The 18315-nt window shown below is 71.7% G+C and carries 16 protein-coding genes; 11 read left to right on the forward strand and 5 right to left on the reverse strand.

Annotated elements, in window-relative coordinates:
- Window positions 1–48 precede the first annotated feature (48 nt).
- The 4 genes from htpX to purH are packed head-to-tail and all read left to right on the forward strand — an operon-like array spanning window position 49 to window position 5735.
- The gene (gene htpX, locus ACOOE8_RS12120; protein WP_420391712.1) at window positions 49–1035 is read left to right on the forward strand and encodes a zinc metalloprotease HtpX; all 987 of its coding nucleotides are present in this window, start codon (window positions 49–51) and stop codon (window positions 1033–1035) included.
- 31 nt (window positions 1036–1066) lie between these two features.
- The gene (locus tag ACOOE8_RS12125) at window positions 1067–2386 is read left to right on the forward strand and encodes an RsmB/NOP family class I SAM-dependent RNA methyltransferase (protein ID WP_420391713.1); all 1320 of its coding nucleotides are present in this window, start codon (window positions 1067–1069) and stop codon (window positions 2384–2386) included.
- Between the two features lie 59 nt (window positions 2387–2445).
- On the forward strand, window positions 2446–4155 hold the full coding sequence (locus ACOOE8_RS12130) for a heparinase II/III family protein (RefSeq protein ID WP_420391714.1): 1710 nt from the start codon (window positions 2446–2448) through the stop codon (window positions 4153–4155).
- Window positions 4152–5735: a bifunctional phosphoribosylaminoimidazolecarboxamide formyltransferase/IMP cyclohydrolase gene (gene purH / locus ACOOE8_RS12135; protein WP_420391715.1), complete on the forward strand. Its 1584-nt coding sequence runs from the start codon at window positions 4152–4154 to the stop codon at window positions 5733–5735. Before ACOOE8_RS12130 ends, purH begins: the two co-directional genes overlap by 4 nt.
- An 18-nt stretch (window positions 5736–5753) precedes the next feature.
- On the opposite strand, the gene ACOOE8_RS12140 is transcribed toward purH, so the two are convergent.
- The 4 genes from ACOOE8_RS12140 to mutM all read right to left on the reverse strand — a co-directional run bounded on the left by ACOOE8_RS12140 (window position 5754) and on the right by mutM (window position 9512).
- Complete coding sequence (locus ACOOE8_RS12140) at window positions 5754–6500, reverse strand: SDR family NAD(P)-dependent oxidoreductase (protein WP_420391716.1); 747 nt, start codon at window positions 6498–6500, stop codon at window positions 5754–5756.
- Entirely contained in the window at window positions 6490–7464 is a 975-nt protein-coding gene (locus ACOOE8_RS12145; protein WP_420394701.1) for a transketolase family protein, read from the reverse strand. The genes ACOOE8_RS12140 and ACOOE8_RS12145 overlap by 11 nt, the downstream gene beginning before the upstream one ends.
- A 59-nt stretch (window positions 7465–7523) precedes the next feature.
- Window positions 7524–8372, reverse strand: a complete 849-nt coding sequence (locus ACOOE8_RS12150) for a transketolase (protein WP_420391717.1) — start codon at window positions 8370–8372, stop codon at window positions 7524–7526.
- A 270-nt stretch (window positions 8373–8642) separates the two neighbouring features.
- Window positions 8643–9512, reverse strand: coding sequence for a bifunctional DNA-formamidopyrimidine glycosylase/DNA-(apurinic or apyrimidinic site) lyase (gene mutM, locus ACOOE8_RS12155; protein ID WP_420391718.1), 870 nt, complete (start codon window positions 9510–9512; stop codon window positions 8643–8645).
- Window positions 9513–9586: 74 nt separating this feature from the next.
- Here mutM and ACOOE8_RS12160 point away from each other — a divergent pair, with 74 nt between their 5' ends.
- From ACOOE8_RS12160 to ACOOE8_RS12190, 7 genes are all read left to right on the forward strand, one after another.
- A complete protein-coding gene (locus tag ACOOE8_RS12160; RefSeq protein WP_420391719.1) occupies window positions 9587–10339 on the forward strand; it encodes a class I SAM-dependent methyltransferase in 753 nt (250 codons plus the stop codon).
- A 10-nt stretch (window positions 10340–10349) separates the two neighbouring features.
- The gene (gene ubiB / locus ACOOE8_RS12165) at window positions 10350–11924 is read left to right on the forward strand and encodes a 2-polyprenylphenol 6-hydroxylase (protein ID WP_420391720.1); all 1575 of its coding nucleotides are present in this window, start codon (window positions 10350–10352) and stop codon (window positions 11922–11924) included.
- Window positions 11925–12024: 100 nt separating this feature from the next.
- On the forward strand, window positions 12025–13773 hold the full coding sequence (locus ACOOE8_RS12170) for an AAA family ATPase (RefSeq protein ID WP_420391721.1): 1749 nt from the start codon (window positions 12025–12027) through the stop codon (window positions 13771–13773).
- Complete coding sequence (locus ACOOE8_RS12175; RefSeq protein WP_420391722.1) at window positions 13770–14414, forward strand: hypothetical protein; 645 nt, start codon at window positions 13770–13772, stop codon at window positions 14412–14414. Before ACOOE8_RS12170 ends, ACOOE8_RS12175 begins: the two co-directional genes overlap by 4 nt.
- Window positions 14415–14638: 224 nt before the next feature.
- Window positions 14639–15220 carry a hypothetical protein gene (locus tag ACOOE8_RS12180; RefSeq protein WP_420391723.1) on the forward strand — a complete coding sequence of 194 codons (582 nt, stop codon included), beginning with the start codon at window positions 14639–14641 and terminating at the stop codon, window positions 15218–15220.
- Window positions 15221–15317: 97 nt separating this feature from the next.
- Window positions 15318–16337, forward strand: coding sequence for a ketol-acid reductoisomerase (ilvC, locus tag ACOOE8_RS12185; protein ID WP_420391724.1), 1020 nt, complete (start codon window positions 15318–15320; stop codon window positions 16335–16337).
- Between the two features lie 165 nt (window positions 16338–16502).
- Window positions 16503–17690, forward strand: a complete 1188-nt coding sequence (locus ACOOE8_RS12190) for a PAN domain-containing protein (protein ID WP_420391725.1) — start codon at window positions 16503–16505, stop codon at window positions 17688–17690.
- Window positions 17691–17822: 132 nt separating this feature from the next.
- Here the strand turns inward: ACOOE8_RS12190 and ACOOE8_RS12195 are convergent, their stop codons facing one another.
- Entirely contained in the window at window positions 17823–18311 is a 489-nt protein-coding gene (locus tag ACOOE8_RS12195; RefSeq protein ID WP_420391726.1) for a hypothetical protein, read from the reverse strand.
- Between the last annotated feature and the right edge of the window lie 4 nt (window positions 18312–18315).

The following is an 18315-nucleotide window of genomic DNA, read 5'->3' on the forward strand; positions in this document are numbered from 1 at the left end:
TGCGCCAAATATCTCGACCGGAATGTTAGGGAGGCCGCGAGGCCGGCGATGAACATCTTGCGCACCGCGATGCTGCTCGCGGCCATGACGGCGCTCTTCATGGGCGTCGGTTACCTCATTGGCGGGCCGCAGGGGATGGTGGTCGCCTTCGGCGTCGCCGTCGCCACCAACGCCCTCGCCTACTGGAACTCCGACAAGCTCGTGCTGCGCATGCACAACGCGCGAGAGGTCGATGCCCGCAGCGCGCCGGAGTACTACGGCCTGGTACGCGACCTTGCCGAGCGCGCCGGGCTGCCGATGCCGAAGGTGTACATCCTCGACGAGGACCAGCCGAACGCCTTCGCCACCGGCCGCAGTCCGCAGAACGCTGCGGTGGCGGCGACGCGCGGCCTCCTCAAGTTGATGAGCCGCGAGGAGGTCGCCGCGGTCATGGCGCACGAGCTCGCCCACGTCGAGCATCGCGACACGCTCATCATGACGGTGACGGCGACGATCGCCGGCGCGATCTCCATGCTCGCCAACTTCGCCTTCCTGTTCGGCCGGCGCGACAGCCCGCTCGGCGCCGTCGGCCTGATCGTGACGATGATCGTCGCTCCGCTCGCGGCGATGCTCGTCCAGATGGCGATCTCGCGCACCCGCGAGTACTCCGCCGATCGCCGGGGTGGGGAGATCTGCGGCAACCCCATGTGGCTCGCTTCCGCGCTGCAGCGCCTCGAGCAGGGCCGCCGCGTGCCCAACGAGCAGGCCGAGGCGGTGCCCGCGACGGCGCACATGTTCATCATCAACCCGCTGTCCGGGGCGCGGATGGACAACCTCTTCTCGACCCATCCCAACACGCAGAACCGCGTCGCAGCGCTGCGCGAGTTCGCCGCCGAGTATGCCGGCGAGCCGTTGCGCCTCGGCTCGTCCAGCGCCTCCGCCGCGCCGCGCGGTCCCTGGGCGGGCAACGCGCCCGCGCGGCGCACCGAGGGGGGCAAGTGGAGCGGCGCGCGCGGCGCGCGCGGCGCACGCAAGTCGCGCGGTCCTTGGAGTTGACCGCGCGGCGCGCTGGCCTGCGGACAAAGTGATGTCCCAGGCGCAGCGCGCGCCGCGGGCTCGCACGCGGCGCCGCGCGATCGGTGCCGATCCGCGCGCCGTCGCTGCCGGCGTCGTGGAGGCGGTTTGCGAGGGGGGCGCGACGCTCGCCGACGCGCTTGCGTCGGTCGGGGACGCGCTGCTCGAACCGCGCGACGCGGCGCTCGCGAGGGCCATCGCGCGGGCGACCGTGCGGCGTCGCGGCGACATCGACTGGTGCCTTTCCCGGCTGATGGAGCGCCCGCTGCCGCGGCGCGCAGGGGAGGCACGTTCGATCCTGCGCTCAGCGGCAGCGCAGCTCCTCTTCATGCGGCAGGCCGAGCACGCGGCGGTCAACGTCGCGGTCGCCCTGCTGAAGGCCTCGCCGGCTGGCGGGGGCTTCGCCGGCCTCGCCAACGCGGTGCTGCGCCGGCTCGTCGGGGAGCGCGACGGGCTCTTGGCACGTCTCCCCGTCGAGGCCAACACGCCAGGCTGGCTGTGGCGGCGCTGGGTCGGCTCGTGGGGCGAGGCGACCGCGGCGGCCATCGCCGCTGCGCACCGCGAGGAGCCGGCGCTCGACCTCGCCTTCGCGGGGCCCGACGTTTCGCGGCCTGCCGACGCCACCGCGCTGCCGACCGGAGGTGCGCGCGTGCCGCGCGGCGACGTCACCGCCATGGAGGGTTACGCCGAGGGCGGATGGTGGGTGCAGGACGTCGCTGCGCAGCTCCCGGTCACGCTGTTCGGCGATGTCGCCGGCCGCACGGTGCTCGACCTGTGCGCGGCGCCCGGCGGCAAGGCGATGCAGCTCGCCGCGGCCGGCGCTCGCGTGACCGCCCTCGAGGTGGACGAGGCCCGGGCCGTGCGGCTATCGCAAAACCTTGCAAGGACGCGCATGGGCGACCGCGTCCAGGTGGTCGTCGGCGACGCGCGCGCCGCGACGGGCCGCTACGACGCTGTGCTCCTCGACGCTCCGTGCTCGGCGACGGGCACGCTGCGCCGTCAGCCGGACGCGGCCTGGGCGAAGTCCGCCGCCGACGTCGCCGCGCTTGCCGGGCTGCAGCGCGACCTCCTGCGCCGTGCGGCGGACTGCCTGGCGCCGGGCGGGATGCTGGTCTTCGCCACGTGCTCCATCGAACCCGAGGAGGGCGAGGCGCACCTTGCCTTCGTGCGCGAGGCGCTGCCGGGGCTGGCGCCCGAGCCGGTGGCCGAGGGGCCGGCCGCCACCTTTGCCACGTCCGAGGGCACGGTGCGGACGCTGCCGCACATGGTCGTCGGCGATGGCGGCCCGAAGGGGCTCGACGGCTTCTTCGCCGCCCGCTTCCGCGCCGCCTGAGCCGTTGCTGCGACGGGGCCGCTGGCGTTAGCGAGGTGTGGTGCCGCCGGGGAACCGCGTTGTCCCAACTCGATGCCAAGCCGACGACGCGCCGGACGCTCCTTGCCTACGCCCTCCGCCGCGCCGGCGAGCGCATCGCCGGTGCGCTTGGCCCGGCCCGTTGGCGCCGTCCGCGGTCCGTCACGCCGCAGCGCGTCCTGTTTGCGCCGGAGACGCTCGCCTCCGCCGACCCCACGGTGGCAGCCGACATCTATGCCGGCGTCTTCGTCCTCGCCGGCGAAGTCGTGGACGCGGGCGGACGCTCACCGTTCGCCGTTCCTCCGCCGTCGTCGGCATGGGCCGAGGCGCTGCACGGCTTCTCCTGGCTGCACCACCTCGAGGCGAACGCGACGGCGCTCAGCTCCTCGAACGCCCGTGCGCTGGTGGACGAGTGGTTCGCCGTGGAAACGCGCGGCGGCGTCGCCCAGGCCCCTGCGGTGGCAGCCGAGCGGCTCGGCAACTGGCTGGTCCAGTCGCCGCTCCTCATCAACGGTGCCGATCCGGACTTCCGTGAGCGCCACCTGCGGGGGCTCGGTCGGCACATGCGCCGGCTGGAGCGAGCGCTGCCGGCGATGCCCCACGGCTCGGCGCGCCTCAAGGTGGCCGCGACCCTCGCGACGGCCGGCGCCGTCCTCACCGGTGAAGCCCGGCTCATGGGATGGGCGCTGGGTCAGGTCGCGCTGAGCCTGGAGCACGACGTCCTGCCCGACGGCGGGCACGCCTCGCGCCGGCCGGACGCGCTCGTCGACGCCCTCGCCGTGCTCATCCCCCTGCGCGAGGCGCTGCGGCGCCGGCAGGTCGCAGTGCCCGGCCCCCTGTCGGACGCCATCGACCGGATGATGCCGATGGTGCGCTTCTTCCGGCACGGCGACGGCGGGCTCGCCGCGTTCCACGGCGCGGCGCCGGTGTGCCCGTCCGACCTCGAGGTGCTGTTCGCGTTCGACGACGTGGCCGCCCGACCGCCGACGAACGCGCGGCACGTGGGGTTCCAGCGCCTCGCCGCAGGACGCTCCGTCGTCCTCCTCGACACTGGGCGGCCCCCGCCTCCGCCCTACGCGGACCGGGCGCACGCCTCGCCCCTCGCGTTCGAGTTCTCGCACGGGGCGACGCGCCTCGTGGTGAGCTGTGGAGCGCTCGGCCTCGCGCGTCCCGCATGGTCGGACGCGGCGCGAGCGACGGCCGCTCAGTCGACCCTCACCGTCGCCGACACGTCGTGCGCGTCCTTCGTCTCGCGCTGGCCGCTGGCACGCTGGCTCGGCCCAGCGATCTACGACGGACCCAGCACGGTGAGCGTCGAGCGCGATCGCCTCGCCGTTGCCGCCTCCCACGACGGGTACCGCGCAAGGTTCGGCCTCGTCCACACCCGCCGCGTCGTGCTGTCGTCCGATGGGTTGTGGCTGGACGGCGAGGACCGGCTGGTGGGTCAGGATCGACGCGACGGCCTGCCTGCCGCGATCCGCTTCCACCTCGGCCCCACGGTGAGGGCGCGGCTGGAGAAGGGCCGGCGACGCGCCCTCCTCACCTTGCCGGACGGTGCGATCTGGATGTTCGGCGTCGACGCCGGCCCACCGCTCGCGCTGGAGGACAGCGTGTGCCTCGGCGAGGACCGTCGCGTCCGGCGCACGACGCAGCTCGTCATCGCCGCCGACACGTTGACCGATGCGCCCGTGCGCTGGCACATCGCCGAGCACGCCAAGCCGTTGGCGGACCCCTCCGAGGAGATCCCATGACCGCTGCGCCGGTGCGCCGCGCCCTCCTGTCGGTGTCCGACAAGGACGGGCTCGTCCCGTTCGCCCGCCGCCTCACGGCGCTCGGCTTCGAGCTCGTCTCCACCGGCGGGACGCACCGCGCCCTTGCCGACGCGGGCCTCGAGGTGATCGAGGTCGCCGCGGTGACCGGCACGCCTGAGATGCTCGACGGCCGCGTGAAGACGCTGCACCCGCGGCTCCATGGTGCGATCCTCGCCGACCTGTCGCGCGAGGCGCACGCCGCCACGCTCGTCGCCCAGGGGATCGTCCCCATCGGCCTCGTGGTCTGCAACCTCTACCCGTTCGAGGCGGCAGTGGAGGCCGGCGCCGACCCCGCGACGCTGATCGAGACCATCGACGTCGGTGGCCCGTCCATGACGCGCGCCGCGGCGAAGAACTTCGCCCACGTCGCCGTCGTCGTGGACCCTCAGGATTACGAGGCGGTGGCCGCTGCGCTGGAGGGGAACGGGGGCGCCGTCCCCTTGCCGCTGCGACGCCGGCTCGCGGCGAAGGCGTTCGCTCGCCTCGCTGCATACGACGCGGCGGTGGCCGGTGCCTTGGGCGCGCTCACCGCGGCGGATGACGTCGACGTCGACCACCACGTGTGGCGCGCGTTCGGTGGCCGGCGCCTCACCGCCATGCGCTACGGCGAGAACCCGCACCAGGCGGCCGCGTTCTACCGCGCGCCGAGTGGCGGCGGGATCGCCGGCGCGAGGGTCGTCCAGGGCAAGCCGCTCTCCTACAACAACGTGGCCGACGCGGACGCGGCCATCCTCGCCGTCGCCGACTTCGCCTCGGACGCTGCGGCGGTCATCGTCAAGCACGCCAACCCCTGCGGCATCGCCGTCGCCGGCTCGCTGCAGGTGGCCTACGAGAAGGCGCGGTCGTGCGACCCCGTGTCGGCGTTCGGCGGCGTCGTCGCCCTGTCGCGGCCGCTCGACCGCGCGACCGCCGAGGCCATCGGCGCAGTGTTCACCGAGGTGGTCGTCGCGCCCGGTGCGTCGGACGAGGCGCTCGCCGTCCTCGCTGCGAGGGCGAACCTCCGCGTCCTCCTCGTCGAGGCCTTGCCGGAGCCCGGCGGGACGGTGGTCCGCTCGGTCTCGGGCGGCCTTCTCGTCCAGGAGGCGGACGCCGGCGTCCTGCCGGCCGACACCCGCGTCGCCACGCGCCGCGCGCCGACGGAGGGGGAGTGGCGCGACCTCGCCTTCGCCTGGCGCGCGGTGAAGCACGTGAAGTCGAACGCCATCGTCTACGCCAAGGACGGCGCCACGGTGGGCATCGGCGCCGGCCAGATGAGCCGCGTCGATGCCGCGCGCATCGCCGCCTGGAAGGCCGAGGACGCCGCCCGCGAGGCGGGCGAGGCGACGTCCCGCACGATCGGCGCCGTCGCCGCGTCCGACGCGTTCTTCCCCTTCGCGGACGGCCTCGAGGCGATCGCGAGGGCGGGGGCGGTGGCGGTGATCCAGCCCGGCGGCTCGGTGCGCGACGGCGAGGTGATCGCCGCCGCCGACGCCGCGGGGATCGCGATGGTCCTCACCGGCATGCGCCACTTCCGCCACTGAACTTCCGCCACTGGCGGCTCAGTGGATGAGGGAGCCGCCGTTCACGTCGACCTCCGAGCCGGTCATGTAGCTCGACAGGTCAGAGGCGAGGAACAGGCACGGGCCGGCGACCTCCTCTGGCGTGCCGGCGCGGCCCATGGGGGTCGCCGCCTCCACGTACTCGATGACCGAGGCCGGCAGCACCTCGGCGATGATGCCGGTCCCGGCGATGTAGCCCGGGCAGACCGCGTTGGCGCGCACGTTGTCCGGCGCGCACTCCCGCGCCACGCCCTTGGTCAGGCCGAGGAGCCCCGCCTTCGACGTCGCGTAGTGCGTTCCGCCGAACACGCCGCCGCCGCGCTGTCCCGCCACCGAGGCGATGTTCACGATCGAGCCGCGACGGGCTGCGCGCATCGTCGGCACCACCGCCTGGCACATGTAGAACGCTCCCTTGAGGTTGATGGCGAGCATCTCCTCGTAGGCCTCCGGCGTGATGTCCATCAGCGGCACCTTGCGGGAGATGCCGGCGTTGTTGACGAGGACGTCGATCCGGCCCCAGCGCTCCATGAGACCGTCGACCGTCCGCAGGCAGGCGTCCCGGTCGGTGACGTCGCACGCCATGCCGACGGCCTCGCCGCCGAGGTCCGCCGCGGTCGCCTCGCTGCGCGCCTGATCGAGGTCGAGGACGGCGACGCGGGCGCCGTGCTGGGCGAACAGACGCGCGGTCGCGAGGCCGATCCCCCCCGCTGCGCCGGTGATGATCGCGGTCCGGCCGTCAAGCAGCATGGGGCACCTCGTCGAGCCAGGCCTTCACGTCCTGCGCGATGGCGTCGGGGGTCAGTCGGTAGCGCGCGTGGAGGGTCGGCAGTGCGCCGGCGTCGAGGAAGGCGTCCGGCAGCGCCACCTGGCGGAACGCCGGGGTGACGCCGGAGCGCAGGAGGAGCGTTGCGACCGCCTCGCCGAGCCCGCCAACCCTCGTGTGGTTCTCGGCGACGACCACGAGGCGGCCGGAAGTTCGGCAGGCCTCGAGGATGGCAGCCTCGTCGAGGGGCTTGATGGTAGGCACGTGGAGGACCGCTGCGGCGACGCGGTCCTCGGCGAGGCGCCGCGCGGCGTCGATCGCGCGCATGGTCATGAAGCCGGACGAGACGAAGAGGACGTCGGCGCCGTCCATCAGCATCGCCGCTCGGCCGAACTGAAAGCGGTAGCCGAACTCCTCCAGGACCACGGGCACCTTCCCGCGCAGGAGGCGCATGTAGACCGGGCCCGGGTGGTCCGCGATCGCGTTGACGGCGCCCTCGATGTCGACCGCGTCGCACGGGTCGACGATGGCAAGGTTCGGCAGCCCGCGGAAGATCGCGACGTCCTCCGTCGCCTGGTGGCTCGGCCCATAACCCGTGGTGAGGCCAGGCAGCGCGCAGCAGATCTTGACCGGCAGGGCCTCCTCCGCGATCGCCATGGCGATGAAGTCGTAGGCGCGGCGCGAGGCGAACACCGCGTAGGTGGTGGCGAACGGCACGAACCCCTCGCGGGCGAGCCCGGCAGCCACTGAGACCATCGCCTGCTCGGCCATCCCCATCTGGATGAAGCGGTCCGGGTGCGCCTCGGCGAACACGTGGAGGTCGGTGTACTTCGCAAGGTCTGCGGTGAGTCCGACGACCTCAGGCCGCTCGCGCGCGAGCGCCGCCAGGGCGTTGCCGAACGGGGCGTCCCGCGTCGTGCGCCCCTCGGCATCGAGGGACGCGATCATCGCCGACGTCGCCGCGCCCCCGGGCCGCGGCGGGCGCGGCCGGTACTTGTCGCGCGCGCTCACGCCGGGCGCTCCGCGTCGAGGACGGCGAGGGCCCGGTCCCACTCGTCCGGCGCGACGCGCACGAAGTGGCTGACCTCGCGCGCCTCGAGGAAGGGCACGCCGCGGCACATCCGCGTGTCGGCGACGATGCAGCGCGGCCGCGGCTCGGCGAGCGCGCGGGCCCGGTCGAAGGCTGCGACCAGCGCATCGAGGTCGTTACCGTCGACGCGCTCCACGTGCCAGCCGAAGGCCGCCCACTTGTCGGCCACGGGCTCGGCGGAGCTCACCTTGGTGGAGGGCCCATCCGCCTGCTGGTCGTTGAAGTCCACGATGGCGACGAGGTTGCCCGCGCCGTGGTGCGCGGCCGCCATCGCCGCCTCCCAGGTGGAGCCCTCGCCGAGCTCGCCGTCCGACATCAGGTTGTAGACGAACGCGTCGCTGCCCTTGCGCGTGAGCCCGAGCGCCATGCCGAGCGCGACGCCGAGCCCGTGGCCCAGCGAGCCGCCGGTGATCTCCATGCCGGGCGTGTAGGCTGCCATGCCGGACATGGGCATGCGCGAATCGTCCATGCCGTAGGTCTCGACCTCCTCCTCCGGCAGGACGCCGGCCTCGACGAGCGCCGCGTAGAGCGCGATGGCATAGTGCCCGATGGAAAGGCAGAACCGGTCACGCTCCTCCCACTCGGGGTCGGACGGCCGGTAGGTCAGCGCGTGGAAGTAAGCGACCGCGAGGACGTCGGCGATGCCGAGCGCCTGGCCGATGTAGCCCTGTCCCTGGACCCTTGCCATCCTGAGCGCATGGCGCCGGATGTGCCACGCCCGCCGGGCCAGCGAGACGTTGGATCCCGTCGATGCCGCCAGTGACATTCGCCCTCCCGCCTTCGCCACACGGTACGCCACGCCGACGGCGCACGCCAAGCGTCGGGTAGGGTACGGCGCCCCTCCACCATTCCGGTGGAAGACCCGCCGGAGGCGTGTCTTCCTTTGAAGCGACATTCCGGCGGAGCCGACATCCTCAGGACCGCGCCGAAGGTCCGACGGGTCAAGGCCGAAGAGCGCAGCGTGCCTTGAGGCGTCGGACCTTCGGCGCGAGCCTCACCGGACGACGGAGCTTCCGGGCGCGGCGTCGCCGTCGCCTCAGCGCTGGCAAACCGGACAATGGAAGGTGGAGCGCCCCGACTGGGCGATGCGGGCGACGACGCCGGCGCAGGTGAGGCGCGGGCAGGGGTCGCCCTCGCGCCCGTACACCGCGAAGGTGTGCTGGAAGCGACCGGGCGAGCCGTCCGCCGCCACGTAGTCCCTGAGCGAGGAGCCACCGGCGAGGATCGCCTCCTCGATGACCGCCACGATGGCAGCGGCGAGGCGGGCGACCCGGGTGCCGGCCGAGCCGTCCCGCCGCACGACCGCGGTGGCGAGCCTGCGCGGTGACAGGCGGGCCCGCCACAGCGCCTCGCAGACGTAGATGTTGCCGAGCCCGGCGATGACGCGCTGGTCGAGGAGGGCGGCCTTCAGCGGCGTGCGCTTGCCGGCGAGCGCGGCGGCGAGGGCGTCCGGCGTCAGTGCGCCGGCGACGGGCTCGATCCCGAGGTGCGCGAAATAGGGGTGGGCGTCGAGCCGGTCCGCGTCGGCGAGCGTCATGAAGCCGAAGCGGCGCGGGTCGTTGTAGACGACGCGGGCGGCGGGCAGCGTGAACGTCACGTGGTCGTGGGCCGCGATCCTGCCCCGCGGGTAGGTGAACGCGCCGATGGGCTCGCGGCCCTCGACGCGAAAGGAGCCGGACATGCCGAGGTGGGCGATGAGCGCGGTGCCGTCGTCGAGGCAGCCGACAAGGTACTTGGCGCGTCGCCCCAGCGCCTCCACGCGCCGTCCCTCGAGCCGCTCGGCGAAGCGTTCGGGGAAGGGGAAGCGCAGGTCCGGCCGCATGAGCGACACCTTGACGAGCTCGGACCCCTCGAGCACCGGCGCGAGCCCACGGCGCACGGTCTCCACCTCGGGCAGCTCCGGCATGCGTCCCTTCTCTCTGTGGCCGCCGCCCCGGCGCCAAGCTATGTCTCGCCTCGGGTGACACGAAAGGCTCCGGCATGGAAACGTCCTTCGGCTTCCGCACCGTGCCGGTCGAGGAGAAGCAGGGCCTCGTCAACCGCGTGTTCGACCGCGTGGCGAGCCGCTACGACCTGATGAACGACGCGATGTCCGGCGGACTGCACCGGGCGTGGAAGGACGCGATGGTGGCTTGGCTCGGCGCACCGCGGCGGCCGCGCACGGTCTACCGGGTGATCGACGTGGCGGGTGGCACCGGCGACGTCGCCTTCCGCGTCGCCCGCGGCATCGAGGTGCGCGGCGCCGTCACCGTGGCCGACATCAGCCCGGAGATGCTCGCCGTCGGGGCGCGGCGCGACGCGCGGCGGCTGCGGCCGACCACGCCGTGCCGCTTCGTGGCGGCCAACGCCGAGGCGCTTCCCCTCGAGGACCGTTCGCACGACGCCTACACGATCGCCTTCGGCATCCGCAACGTCGCCCGGCGCGACGTGGCGCTTGCCGAGGCGCACCGCGTGCTGCGGCGCGGCGGCCGCTTCCTGTGCCTGGAGTTCAGCCGTGTCGACGTGCCGGGGCTCGCCGCGCTCTACGACGCCTACTCGTTCCGTGCGATCCCTGCGATGGGCCGCGCCATCGCCGGCGACGCGGAGCCCTACCGCTACCTCGTCGAGTCCATCCGCACGTTCCCGAACCCGGGTCGCTTCGCCGCCGAGATCGAGCGCGCGGGGTTCGGCGCCGTGAAGGTGCGGCTCCTGTCCGGCGGCGTCGCGGCGATCCACTCCGCCTTCAAGCTCTGACGGCGCGCGGATGGCGCTGAAGCCCTACTGGCGCTTCCTGCGGGCGGGCGTCATCCTGGCGCGCGAGGGGGTGTTCGCCATCGTGCCCCTCGACGACGCGCCGCCCTCCGCGCGCCTCGCGGTGCGGCTCGCGCGCACCGTGGAGCGGCGCTCAGCGCGACGCGAGGACATGGCCGCGCGCCTGTCGAGGGCGCTCGATCGGCTGGGGCCCTCCTACATCAAGCTCGGCCAGTTCCTCGCCACGCGCGCCGACGTCGTGGGCGAGGAGGTCGCCGGCGAGCTTGCGGCCTTGCAGGACCAGGTGCCTCCCGTGCCCGATGCCGCGGCGCACCGCGCCATCGCCGAGGCGCTCGGCCGGCCCATCGCGGAGCTCTACACCGAGTTCGGCGAGTGCGTCGCCGCCGCCTCCATCGCCCAGGTCTACCGCGCCCGCCTCACCGACCGCGACGGCACGCGAGACGTCGCCGTGAAGGTGCTGCGCCCCGGCGTCGCTCGCCGCTTCGAGAAGGACCTCGAGTCGTTCTACGTGGCCGCCCGCTTCCTGGAGCGGCACGTGCGCCGATCGCGGCGGCTGCGGCCAATCGCGGTGGTGGACACGCTCGCCGCGTCGGTGCGCTTCGAGATGGACCTGCGCCTCGAGGCCGCTGCGATGTCGGAGATGGCGGAGAACACCCTGGAGGACCCGCGCTTCCGCGTCCCTCGCGTGGAGTGGTCGCGCACCGCGCGGACCGTGCTCACCATGGAGTGGATCAACGGCATCAAGCTGTCGCGTGTCGCCTCGCTCGCTGGCGCGGGGCACGACCTGCCTGAGCTCGGCCGGCACGTCCTGCAGACCTTCCTGCGCCATGCCGTGCGCGACGGCTTCTTCCATGCCGACATGCACCAGGGGAACCTGTTCGCCGAGAGCGACGGGACGCTGGTCGCGGTGGACTACGGCATCACCGGCCGGCTGTCGCAGGAGGAACGCGGCTTCCTGGCGCAGATCCTGTACGGCTTCATCCGCCGCGACTACCGGCGCGTCGCCGAGGTGCACTTTCGCGCCGGCTACGTGCCGCAGGGCCAGGACGTCGACCTCTTCGCCCAGGCGCTGCGCGCGGTGGGCGAGCCGATCCGCGACGCGACGGCTGCGGACATCTCCATGTCGCGGCTGCTCGCGCACCTCTTCGAGGTCACCGACCTCTTCGAGATGGCGACCCAACCGCAGCTCATCATGCTGCAGAAGACCATGGTCGTGGTGGAGGGCGTGGCGCGCTCGCTCGACCCCGAGCTCGACATGTGGCGCGCCGCAGAGCCCGTGGTGCGCGACTGGATGGTGGCCGAGCTCGGGCCGAGCGCGACGCTCCGCCGGGCGCAGGAGGCCGCCGGCGCCATCGCCCGGGCGGCGCTCCAGGCGCCCGAGCTCGCCGAGCGCGTCGACCGCCTGTCGCGCGACCTCGAGGCGGCGCTGGAGCGCGGGCTGCCCCTGTCGCCGACGTCGGTGGAGACGCTCGGCAAGTACGCCGCGGGCCGCTCGGCGCTGCGCCTCGGCGCCATGTGGGTGGGCGCGCTCGCCCTCGTCGCCATCGCCTGGAGCGTCGTCGGCTGACTGCCGCTTTGAGCTGGAAACCCTATTGCTTTCGTGGTCGAAATGAGGCCAACTTTGCACGACTGCGCGCCTTGCTTACGTCATGCAGGATGAGGGCTCCATGGACTTCGACATCGTCACGAGTGTCCTTGAGTTTTTAAGCAAGACCGCGGGTGAGCAGAGAGCCGTTCCGTTGCTCATGAGCCTTGTGCTTGGTCTCGTATTTGCATTGAGATACACGGTCCAAACTGCGAAGGAGAACAAGCATCTACAGGCTGAGTTGAAAGTTTCACAGGGTTATGCTGAGGGTCTACAGGCACAGCACAAGCTGGCTGGTCAGGCTGTTAACGAAAGACAGAGACAACTTGAAGAATATCAACATAAGGCAAGTCAGCTACGGGACGACCTGACTGCGGCAAACGCCGCTGCTCGCAGCTACTCCGAACAGCTCGCGCGCTACGAGCACGACCATCACTACCTGAAGGCCAAGCTCGACAACTTCGACCGGCTCGTCGACCGACACAAGGAGCAGGCGGCCGAACTAGAGGCAAAGATCGAAGAGTCCGACGCATTGGCGAGGAACCAGCGGTTCCAGCTCTCCGGCGCCAAGACCGACCTCGAGCACGCCAACCGCAGGATCGCCGAGCTGACCGCCGAGTTGCAGGCCGACGGCGCCGACGTGCGACGGCGGCTGGAGCAGCTGAGGGAGGAGAACGCCGGACTGCGCGAGCTCGACGAGGCTCGCGAGGCGCTGGAGCGTGAGCTCCGGCGCGAGCGGAGGGCTCGGGCCGACCTCGACGCCAAGGTCGGCGAGGCCGACCCGGACCGCACCGCCGCGCTCGAGACCGAGGTGGCGACGCTGCGCCGGGAGCTGACCAGTCAACGTCCAGGCGACGCCCTCGACGACGTCCTTGCCGGTCTCAGCGGGGAGGGGCACGAGAGCGACGTGTGGACCCGCATGCCGATCAAGCGGCCGGCGAACTACGCCGAGCGCCTGATGGCGTCCAAGCCGATCATGATGATCGGCAACCTTAAAGGCGGCGTCGGCAAGACGACGCTCGCGGCGAACCTTGCGGCGCACTACCACGAGCGCGGCGAACGCGTGCTGCTCATCGACCTCGACTATCAAGGCTCGCTCAGCGCCATGACCATCGACGAGGACCGCAAGCAGGCCTCGCCACAGGTCAAGAACCTGTTCCTCGGCAGGGAGGTCCGGCCGTTCACGCTCAAGGGACGCGCGTCGTCCGCGGTCATCGACTGCTACTACGAGTTCGCCGACCTCGAGACGATCCTGCTCCTCGAGTGGCTCGCGAACCGGCACAGCACCGACGTGCGGTTCCGTCTGGCGCAGTACCTGCTGCAGCCGGCGATCCAGGAGCGCTACGACCGCATCATCCTCGACACGGCGCCGCGGGTCTCGCTGGCGTTCGTCAACGCTTTCTGCGCCGCGACGCACCTCGTCATCCCGACGCGCCTCGACGTCCTGTCGGCCGAGACCGTCGAGAGCTTCCTGCGCAAGAAGAGCGAGCTCATGGCATTGCGCTGCCGTCCGGCCGCGCCGACCCGCATGCGTTCTGACAGCTGCTATTTGCAGTACCAGGTGGTCGGCACCATGAAGCGCTACGACACGCCGACCCTGTCGGGGGGAGAGCGCGAGGCCATCGAGCGCGTCCAGGACGCGCTGAAGCGCGACGAGGCCTCGCCGGATCACTTCGTGACCGACGCCTACGTCCCCACCCGCGCGAGCTTCTCCAAGGAGGCGGGCTTCGACATCGCCTACTTCAAGGATCCGGAGGCTCGCCTCATCATCGATCGCCTCGCCGAGCGGCTCGAGGCCTTCGCCCCGTCCCGTTGGAGGCTTGCTGCATGAACACGACCGCGTTTGCCCGCATGATCGCCAAGCAGGGCGTCGTCGTTGGCCTCAGCGGCAACGACCGCCTCGCCAGCGTGCTCGCGGAGATCGGCCGCCACTTCGCGAACAAGACCGGCATGGTCGCCAAGCACCTGCCGGCGACCCAGGGCGCGGCGAAGGGGCGGAACCACTCCGACGTCGTCGAGCTGCTTCGCGCGACCGCCGACGTGCACCGAACGGCCTCGGCGAAGTCCACGGCGGCGACCGCAACGGAGGCCGTCGCCGACGCGCTGGCGCGGTCCGAGGAGCGGACGGTGACCGCGGCACTGGCGTCGTGGTCGGCACCGCCGCAGATGGCGTCGCCGCCGGCGAAACAAGGCGCGGCGAGCTCGAAGTCGGTCGCCGAACCCACCGAACTCGTCGTCAGGCGCTACGTGGAGCGCCTGCGCGCGCAGCCCGCGTCGGCCTCGCTCGGGACGGTCGACCAGATCGCCAAGGACAAGGCGGTGAAGCTGCCGCAGCTGACCGCCATCATCGAGCAGGTCACCGGGCGTACCCCGCCGAAGCGGACCAAGGGCAAGCACGTGGAGGCGTTGCGGCGCTACTTCGTCGGCCAGCGCGCGATGGACGAGAAGGACGAGGCGTTCGCGCGGCGCTGAGAACTTTAAGCGAGCCGCACAGGACGGCCGCCGCGGGCCTCGCGGTGAAGGTTTGGCCAGTCCTCGCAACCCATCTCCGGCTGAGCAGGGCGTGATCCCTCACCAGACGGTACGATCGACGACGGTCGCGGCCGGCGTTTAGCTCCTGTCAACCCTTTGCGACGACAGTCCCCACGTCCGGTGACGTCCGTCGACGCGCCGATCTCCATCGTGAGGCGATGACTATGTGGTTCTTCACCGAGTTCTTCGAGCGCTACTCACGCAACCTCGCGCGCTCGATCAAGCGGATGACGGCCATGGAGGCGGATGCCAACCGCAACGTGGTCGCGCGGGTCGGCATCCGGCGCGACGGGGCGAACGGCCTCATCCTGCCCGAGCGCTCGCTGTGCGTGCCTGCCCCCGTGACCACGCCGTCGCGGGGGCAGGTGGCGGCTTCCAGGATCGACGAGGCGGGCGACAACACCGCCGGCGAGGCGGGGCGGGCGCTCAGGGACGCGGGGGCCGGAGAGGTTGCGAGCGCCTTGAACGCGCTCGACGCGATGCCCCAGGGCGTGCGCGGCGAGGTCGTCCTGAAGTACATTGCAGCGCTCGGCGGCGCTGGGCCGCGGCAGGCGGCCGAGCTCCTGGAGAAGCTGCGCAAGGACAAGAAGGTGCGTGTGGCCGAGCTGCAGCTGATCGCGGCCGACCTCCTGGGTGAAGACGTCACCATCCGCCGGAAGGCCGACCACATGGAGGCGCTGCGCCGCCGGCTCGCGCCCGCGGAGCCGCGCCGCGAGCCGGCACCGATGGTGATGCACGCGCACTGAGGTTGACCGCCCGCCGGCCATTCACAGGGCCGTCGCAAACCGTCTATGACGAGCGCGACGGGAGGCTGACGCTCCCACGACACACACGGGAGCACCTATGCGCGTCTACTACGACCGCGACGCCGACATCAGCCTCATCAAGGGCCGCAAGGTCGCCGTCGTCGGCTACGGCAGCCAAGGGCACGCCCACGCGCTGAACCTTCGCGACTCGGGGTGCACCGACGTCAGGGTGGCGCTGCGGCCGGGGTCGGGCTCGGCCCGCAAGGCGGAGGCGGAGGGGATCACCGTCATGTCGGTGCCGGACGCCGGCGCCTGGGCGGATGTCGTGATGCTCCTGACGCCCGACGAGCTTCAGTCGGACATCTACACGGGTGAGCTCGCCGGCACCATGAGGGACGGCGCGGCGCTGATGTTCGCCCACGGCCTCAACGTGCACTTCAACCTCATCGAGCCGCGCGCCGACCTCGACGTCCTGATGGTCGCGCCGAAGGGGCCGGGCCACACCGTCCGGTCCGAGTACCAGCGCGGCGGCGGCGTGCCGTGCCTCCTTGCCATCGCCCAGGACGCCTCGGGCAACGCCCACGACCTCGGCCTCGCCTACGCCTCCGCCATCGGCGGTGGTCGCGCCGGGATCATCGAGACGAGCTTCAAGGAGGAGTGCGAGACCGACCTCTTCGGCGAGCAGGTCGTGCTGTGCGGCGGCTTGGTCGAGCTCATCCGCGCCGGCTTCGAGACGCTGGTAGAGGCGGGCTACTCGCCGGAGATGGCGTACTTCGAGTGCCTACACGAGGTGAAGCTCATCGTCGACCTCATCTACGAGGGCGGCATCGCCAACATGAACTACTCGATCTCCAACACCGCCGAGTACGGCGAGTACGTCACCGGGCCGCGCATCATCACGGACGAGACGAGGGCCGAGATGCGCCGCGTCCTCGCCGACATCCAGTCGGGCCGCTTCGCGCGGGACTGGATGCTGGAGAACAGGGTCAATCAGAGCTCGTTCAAGGCGACGCGCGCCAGGAACAACGCCCACCCCATCGAGGCGGTGGGGGCGGACTTGCGCGCGATGATGCCATGGATCCGCGAGAAGGCGCTGGTGGACAAGGAGCGCAACTGAGCGCTGCCCCGCTCCGGCGCCCAGCGGCTCGAGCGCCGGTCGGGCGCCATCAAGTTAAACCTCTCATGGCACGGTTCGGTACCTGCAACCGCCGTACTTTTGCCTCAATGTCGTCGCCACCATGGCATGGGCCGCTTTTCGGCCCGACTGGTGACGAGGCAATTTATGAGACTGTTGTTTTCCGCGGCGCTGATCAGCGTCGCGTCGCTCGCCCATGCGCAGGTCATGACCATGGAGCAGGACACAGACCGCTACGGCAGCGACTACCGCATCTTCGCGCTCGATCGCAGCGACCCGACCCTGTGCCGGCAGGCTTGTGCCGATGATGCACGCTGCGGCGCCTACACCTACGGCGCACCGCCGCGCTGGGGGCCGACGGCGAAGTGCTGGCTGAAGCAAGGCCGGCCAGCTCGGCAGGCTGGCAGTGAGGCGCTGACCAGCGGCATCAAGGTCACGATCCCGAACCCGATCCCTTGGCAGGTGACGGCGGAGTGGAGCACCAACCGGCCGGGGCGCGACTATCGAAACGTCGCCGTGTCTCATGGTAACGCGCGGGCATGTCAGACGCTCTGCGCGGGCGAGGGCGCATGCGTGGCCTACACCTACGTGCCGCCGGGCGTGCAGGGACGGGAGGCGCGCTGCTGGCTGAAGTCGTCCGCCCCGGCGAAGCGCAGCGAGGCTGGCAGGGTTTCCGGGGTGCGGCGCAGCTACGAGGACTACGAACGCACCGCCACTGTCGAAAGCGATGAGTGCGGCCCTGGATGGCTTCCGCTGGGCGGAACGTTCAACGGGCCGTTCCGCCAGGTCTGCCTTCGCCACGATGCCTGCTACCGACTGAAGGTGCAGGACCAGCGCTGGTGCGATCAGCGGATGGTGAGCGAGATGGCCGCCATCTGCAACCGCCAGGCTTGGTACAACGCGCCGACGTGCAGGTTCCGCGCGGCGATCTACGAGGAGGCGATCACCTCCACCTACGGGGCCGCGTCGTACCGTGGCGCACCGCAGGGGAACATCATCACGGTGCAGCGCAAGCGCATCAACGACACCTTCAGCGACGATGAGGTGGAGTACTGCGTCACGGTGCGCAATCCGAGCGCGATTACGCAGGAGTACGACTTACGGCTCTACACGTCTGACAACAAGCTGGTCGACACCGAGCCCGACACCCACGAGTTCAACGTGCAGGCCGGCGGGCAGGCCCGCCGCTGCGTGGGAACGAACTTCTCGCCGACGTGGTCGATCAGCGATCTGTCGCGCACGGTGATCATCATCTTGCGTGCCGACACGCCCGACAGCTTCCGCTTCTGGAACGACATGGCCCATGTCGCCGTGTGGACCGGCCCCGGGCGGTAGCCGCCGGGACAGCGGGCGCACGCAGCGGACCGACGCAGGATCCTGCCGTGGAGCTGTGAGCGGAGGCTGGTGAGCGATGAGCGCTCGCCCGCGCTCGAGCGCCCGCCGCTGGCGCCGACGGGACCCTCGGCGTCAGTCCGCGCGCTGCAGGGTCAGGCGCTCGCGCTTGCGGCCCCCCTCGGTGTTCTCGCCCTCGCCGCGGCGGACCAGCACAAGGCCGCCCCGGCGGTTGGCGCGCATCCGCGCCGTCTGCGGACCGTCCTCGGTCTCGTAGGCGAGGCTGTAGGTGCCCTCGCGCCGGCCGGGCGTCGCGAACGCCAGGGCGAGCGCGCATGTTTCGTCGGCGCACCCCTCGTAAAGGCGTACGGCGTAGCCTTCGGGCACGAACGTGCCGTCGTCGAGGACGCGGTGGCACTGGTGGCGTACGGTGGCCCGTACGATGGTGCGGTCGGCGGCATTCGGCACGGAGTTCGCAGCTGCGTCAGCGCCGGAGGCTCGGAAGTCGGCCTCGGCGCCGAACTCGCCGGGCGCGCAGGCCTCCTGCGCGGCGAGCGGCCCGGCGAGCAGAACGGAGCCGAGGACGGTGAGGGTCAGCGTCAGGGTCGGCGCGAAGGTCGTCATGGGA

It is taken from the genome of Acuticoccus sp. (assembly GCF_965213555.1).
Classification (GTDB): domain Bacteria; phylum Pseudomonadota; class Alphaproteobacteria; order Rhizobiales; family Amorphaceae; genus Acuticoccus.

Bases quoted from the DNA above. Each gene is read 5' to 3' on its own strand.
- ACOOE8_RS12145 (WP_420394701.1), bottom strand. From the start codon at position 7,464: ATGATCGCGTCCCTCGATGCCGAGGGGCGCACGACGCGGGACGCCCCG.
- ACOOE8_RS12175 (WP_420391722.1), top strand. From the start codon at position 13,770: ATGAACACGACCGCGTTTGCCCGCATGATCGCCAAGCAGGGCGTCGTC.
- ACOOE8_RS12150 (WP_420391717.1), bottom strand. From the start codon at position 8,372: ATGTCACTGGCGGCATCGACGGGATCCAACGTCTCGCTGGCCCGGCGG.
- ubiB (WP_420391720.1), top strand. From the start codon at position 10,350: ATGGCGCTGAAGCCCTACTGGCGCTTCCTGCGGGCGGGCGTCATCCTG.
- purH (WP_420391715.1), top strand. From the start codon at position 4,152: ATGACCGCTGCGCCGGTGCGCCGCGCCCTCCTGTCGGTGTCCGACAAG.
- ACOOE8_RS12195 (WP_420391726.1), bottom strand. From the start codon at position 18,311: ATGACGACCTTCGCGCCGACCCTGACGCTGACCCTCACCGTCCTCGGC.
- ACOOE8_RS12160 (WP_420391719.1), top strand. From the start codon at position 9,587: ATGGAAACGTCCTTCGGCTTCCGCACCGTGCCGGTCGAGGAGAAGCAG.
- htpX (WP_420391712.1), top strand. From the start codon at position 49: ATGAACATCTTGCGCACCGCGATGCTGCTCGCGGCCATGACGGCGCTC.
- mutM (WP_420391718.1), bottom strand. From the start codon at position 9,512: ATGCCGGAGCTGCCCGAGGTGGAGACCGTGCGCCGTGGGCTCGCGCCG.
- ACOOE8_RS12125 (WP_420391713.1), top strand. From the start codon at position 1,067: ATGTCCCAGGCGCAGCGCGCGCCGCGGGCTCGCACGCGGCGCCGCGCG.
- ilvC (WP_420391724.1), top strand. From the start codon at position 15,318: ATGCGCGTCTACTACGACCGCGACGCCGACATCAGCCTCATCAAGGGC.
- ACOOE8_RS12170 (WP_420391721.1), top strand. From the start codon at position 12,025: ATGGACTTCGACATCGTCACGAGTGTCCTTGAGTTTTTAAGCAAGACC.
- ACOOE8_RS12190 (WP_420391725.1), top strand. From the start codon at position 16,503: ATGAGACTGTTGTTTTCCGCGGCGCTGATCAGCGTCGCGTCGCTCGCC.
- ACOOE8_RS12180 (WP_420391723.1), top strand. From the start codon at position 14,639: ATGTGGTTCTTCACCGAGTTCTTCGAGCGCTACTCACGCAACCTCGCG.
- ACOOE8_RS12140 (WP_420391716.1), bottom strand. From the start codon at position 6,500: ATGCTGCTTGACGGCCGGACCGCGATCATCACCGGCGCAGCGGGGGGG.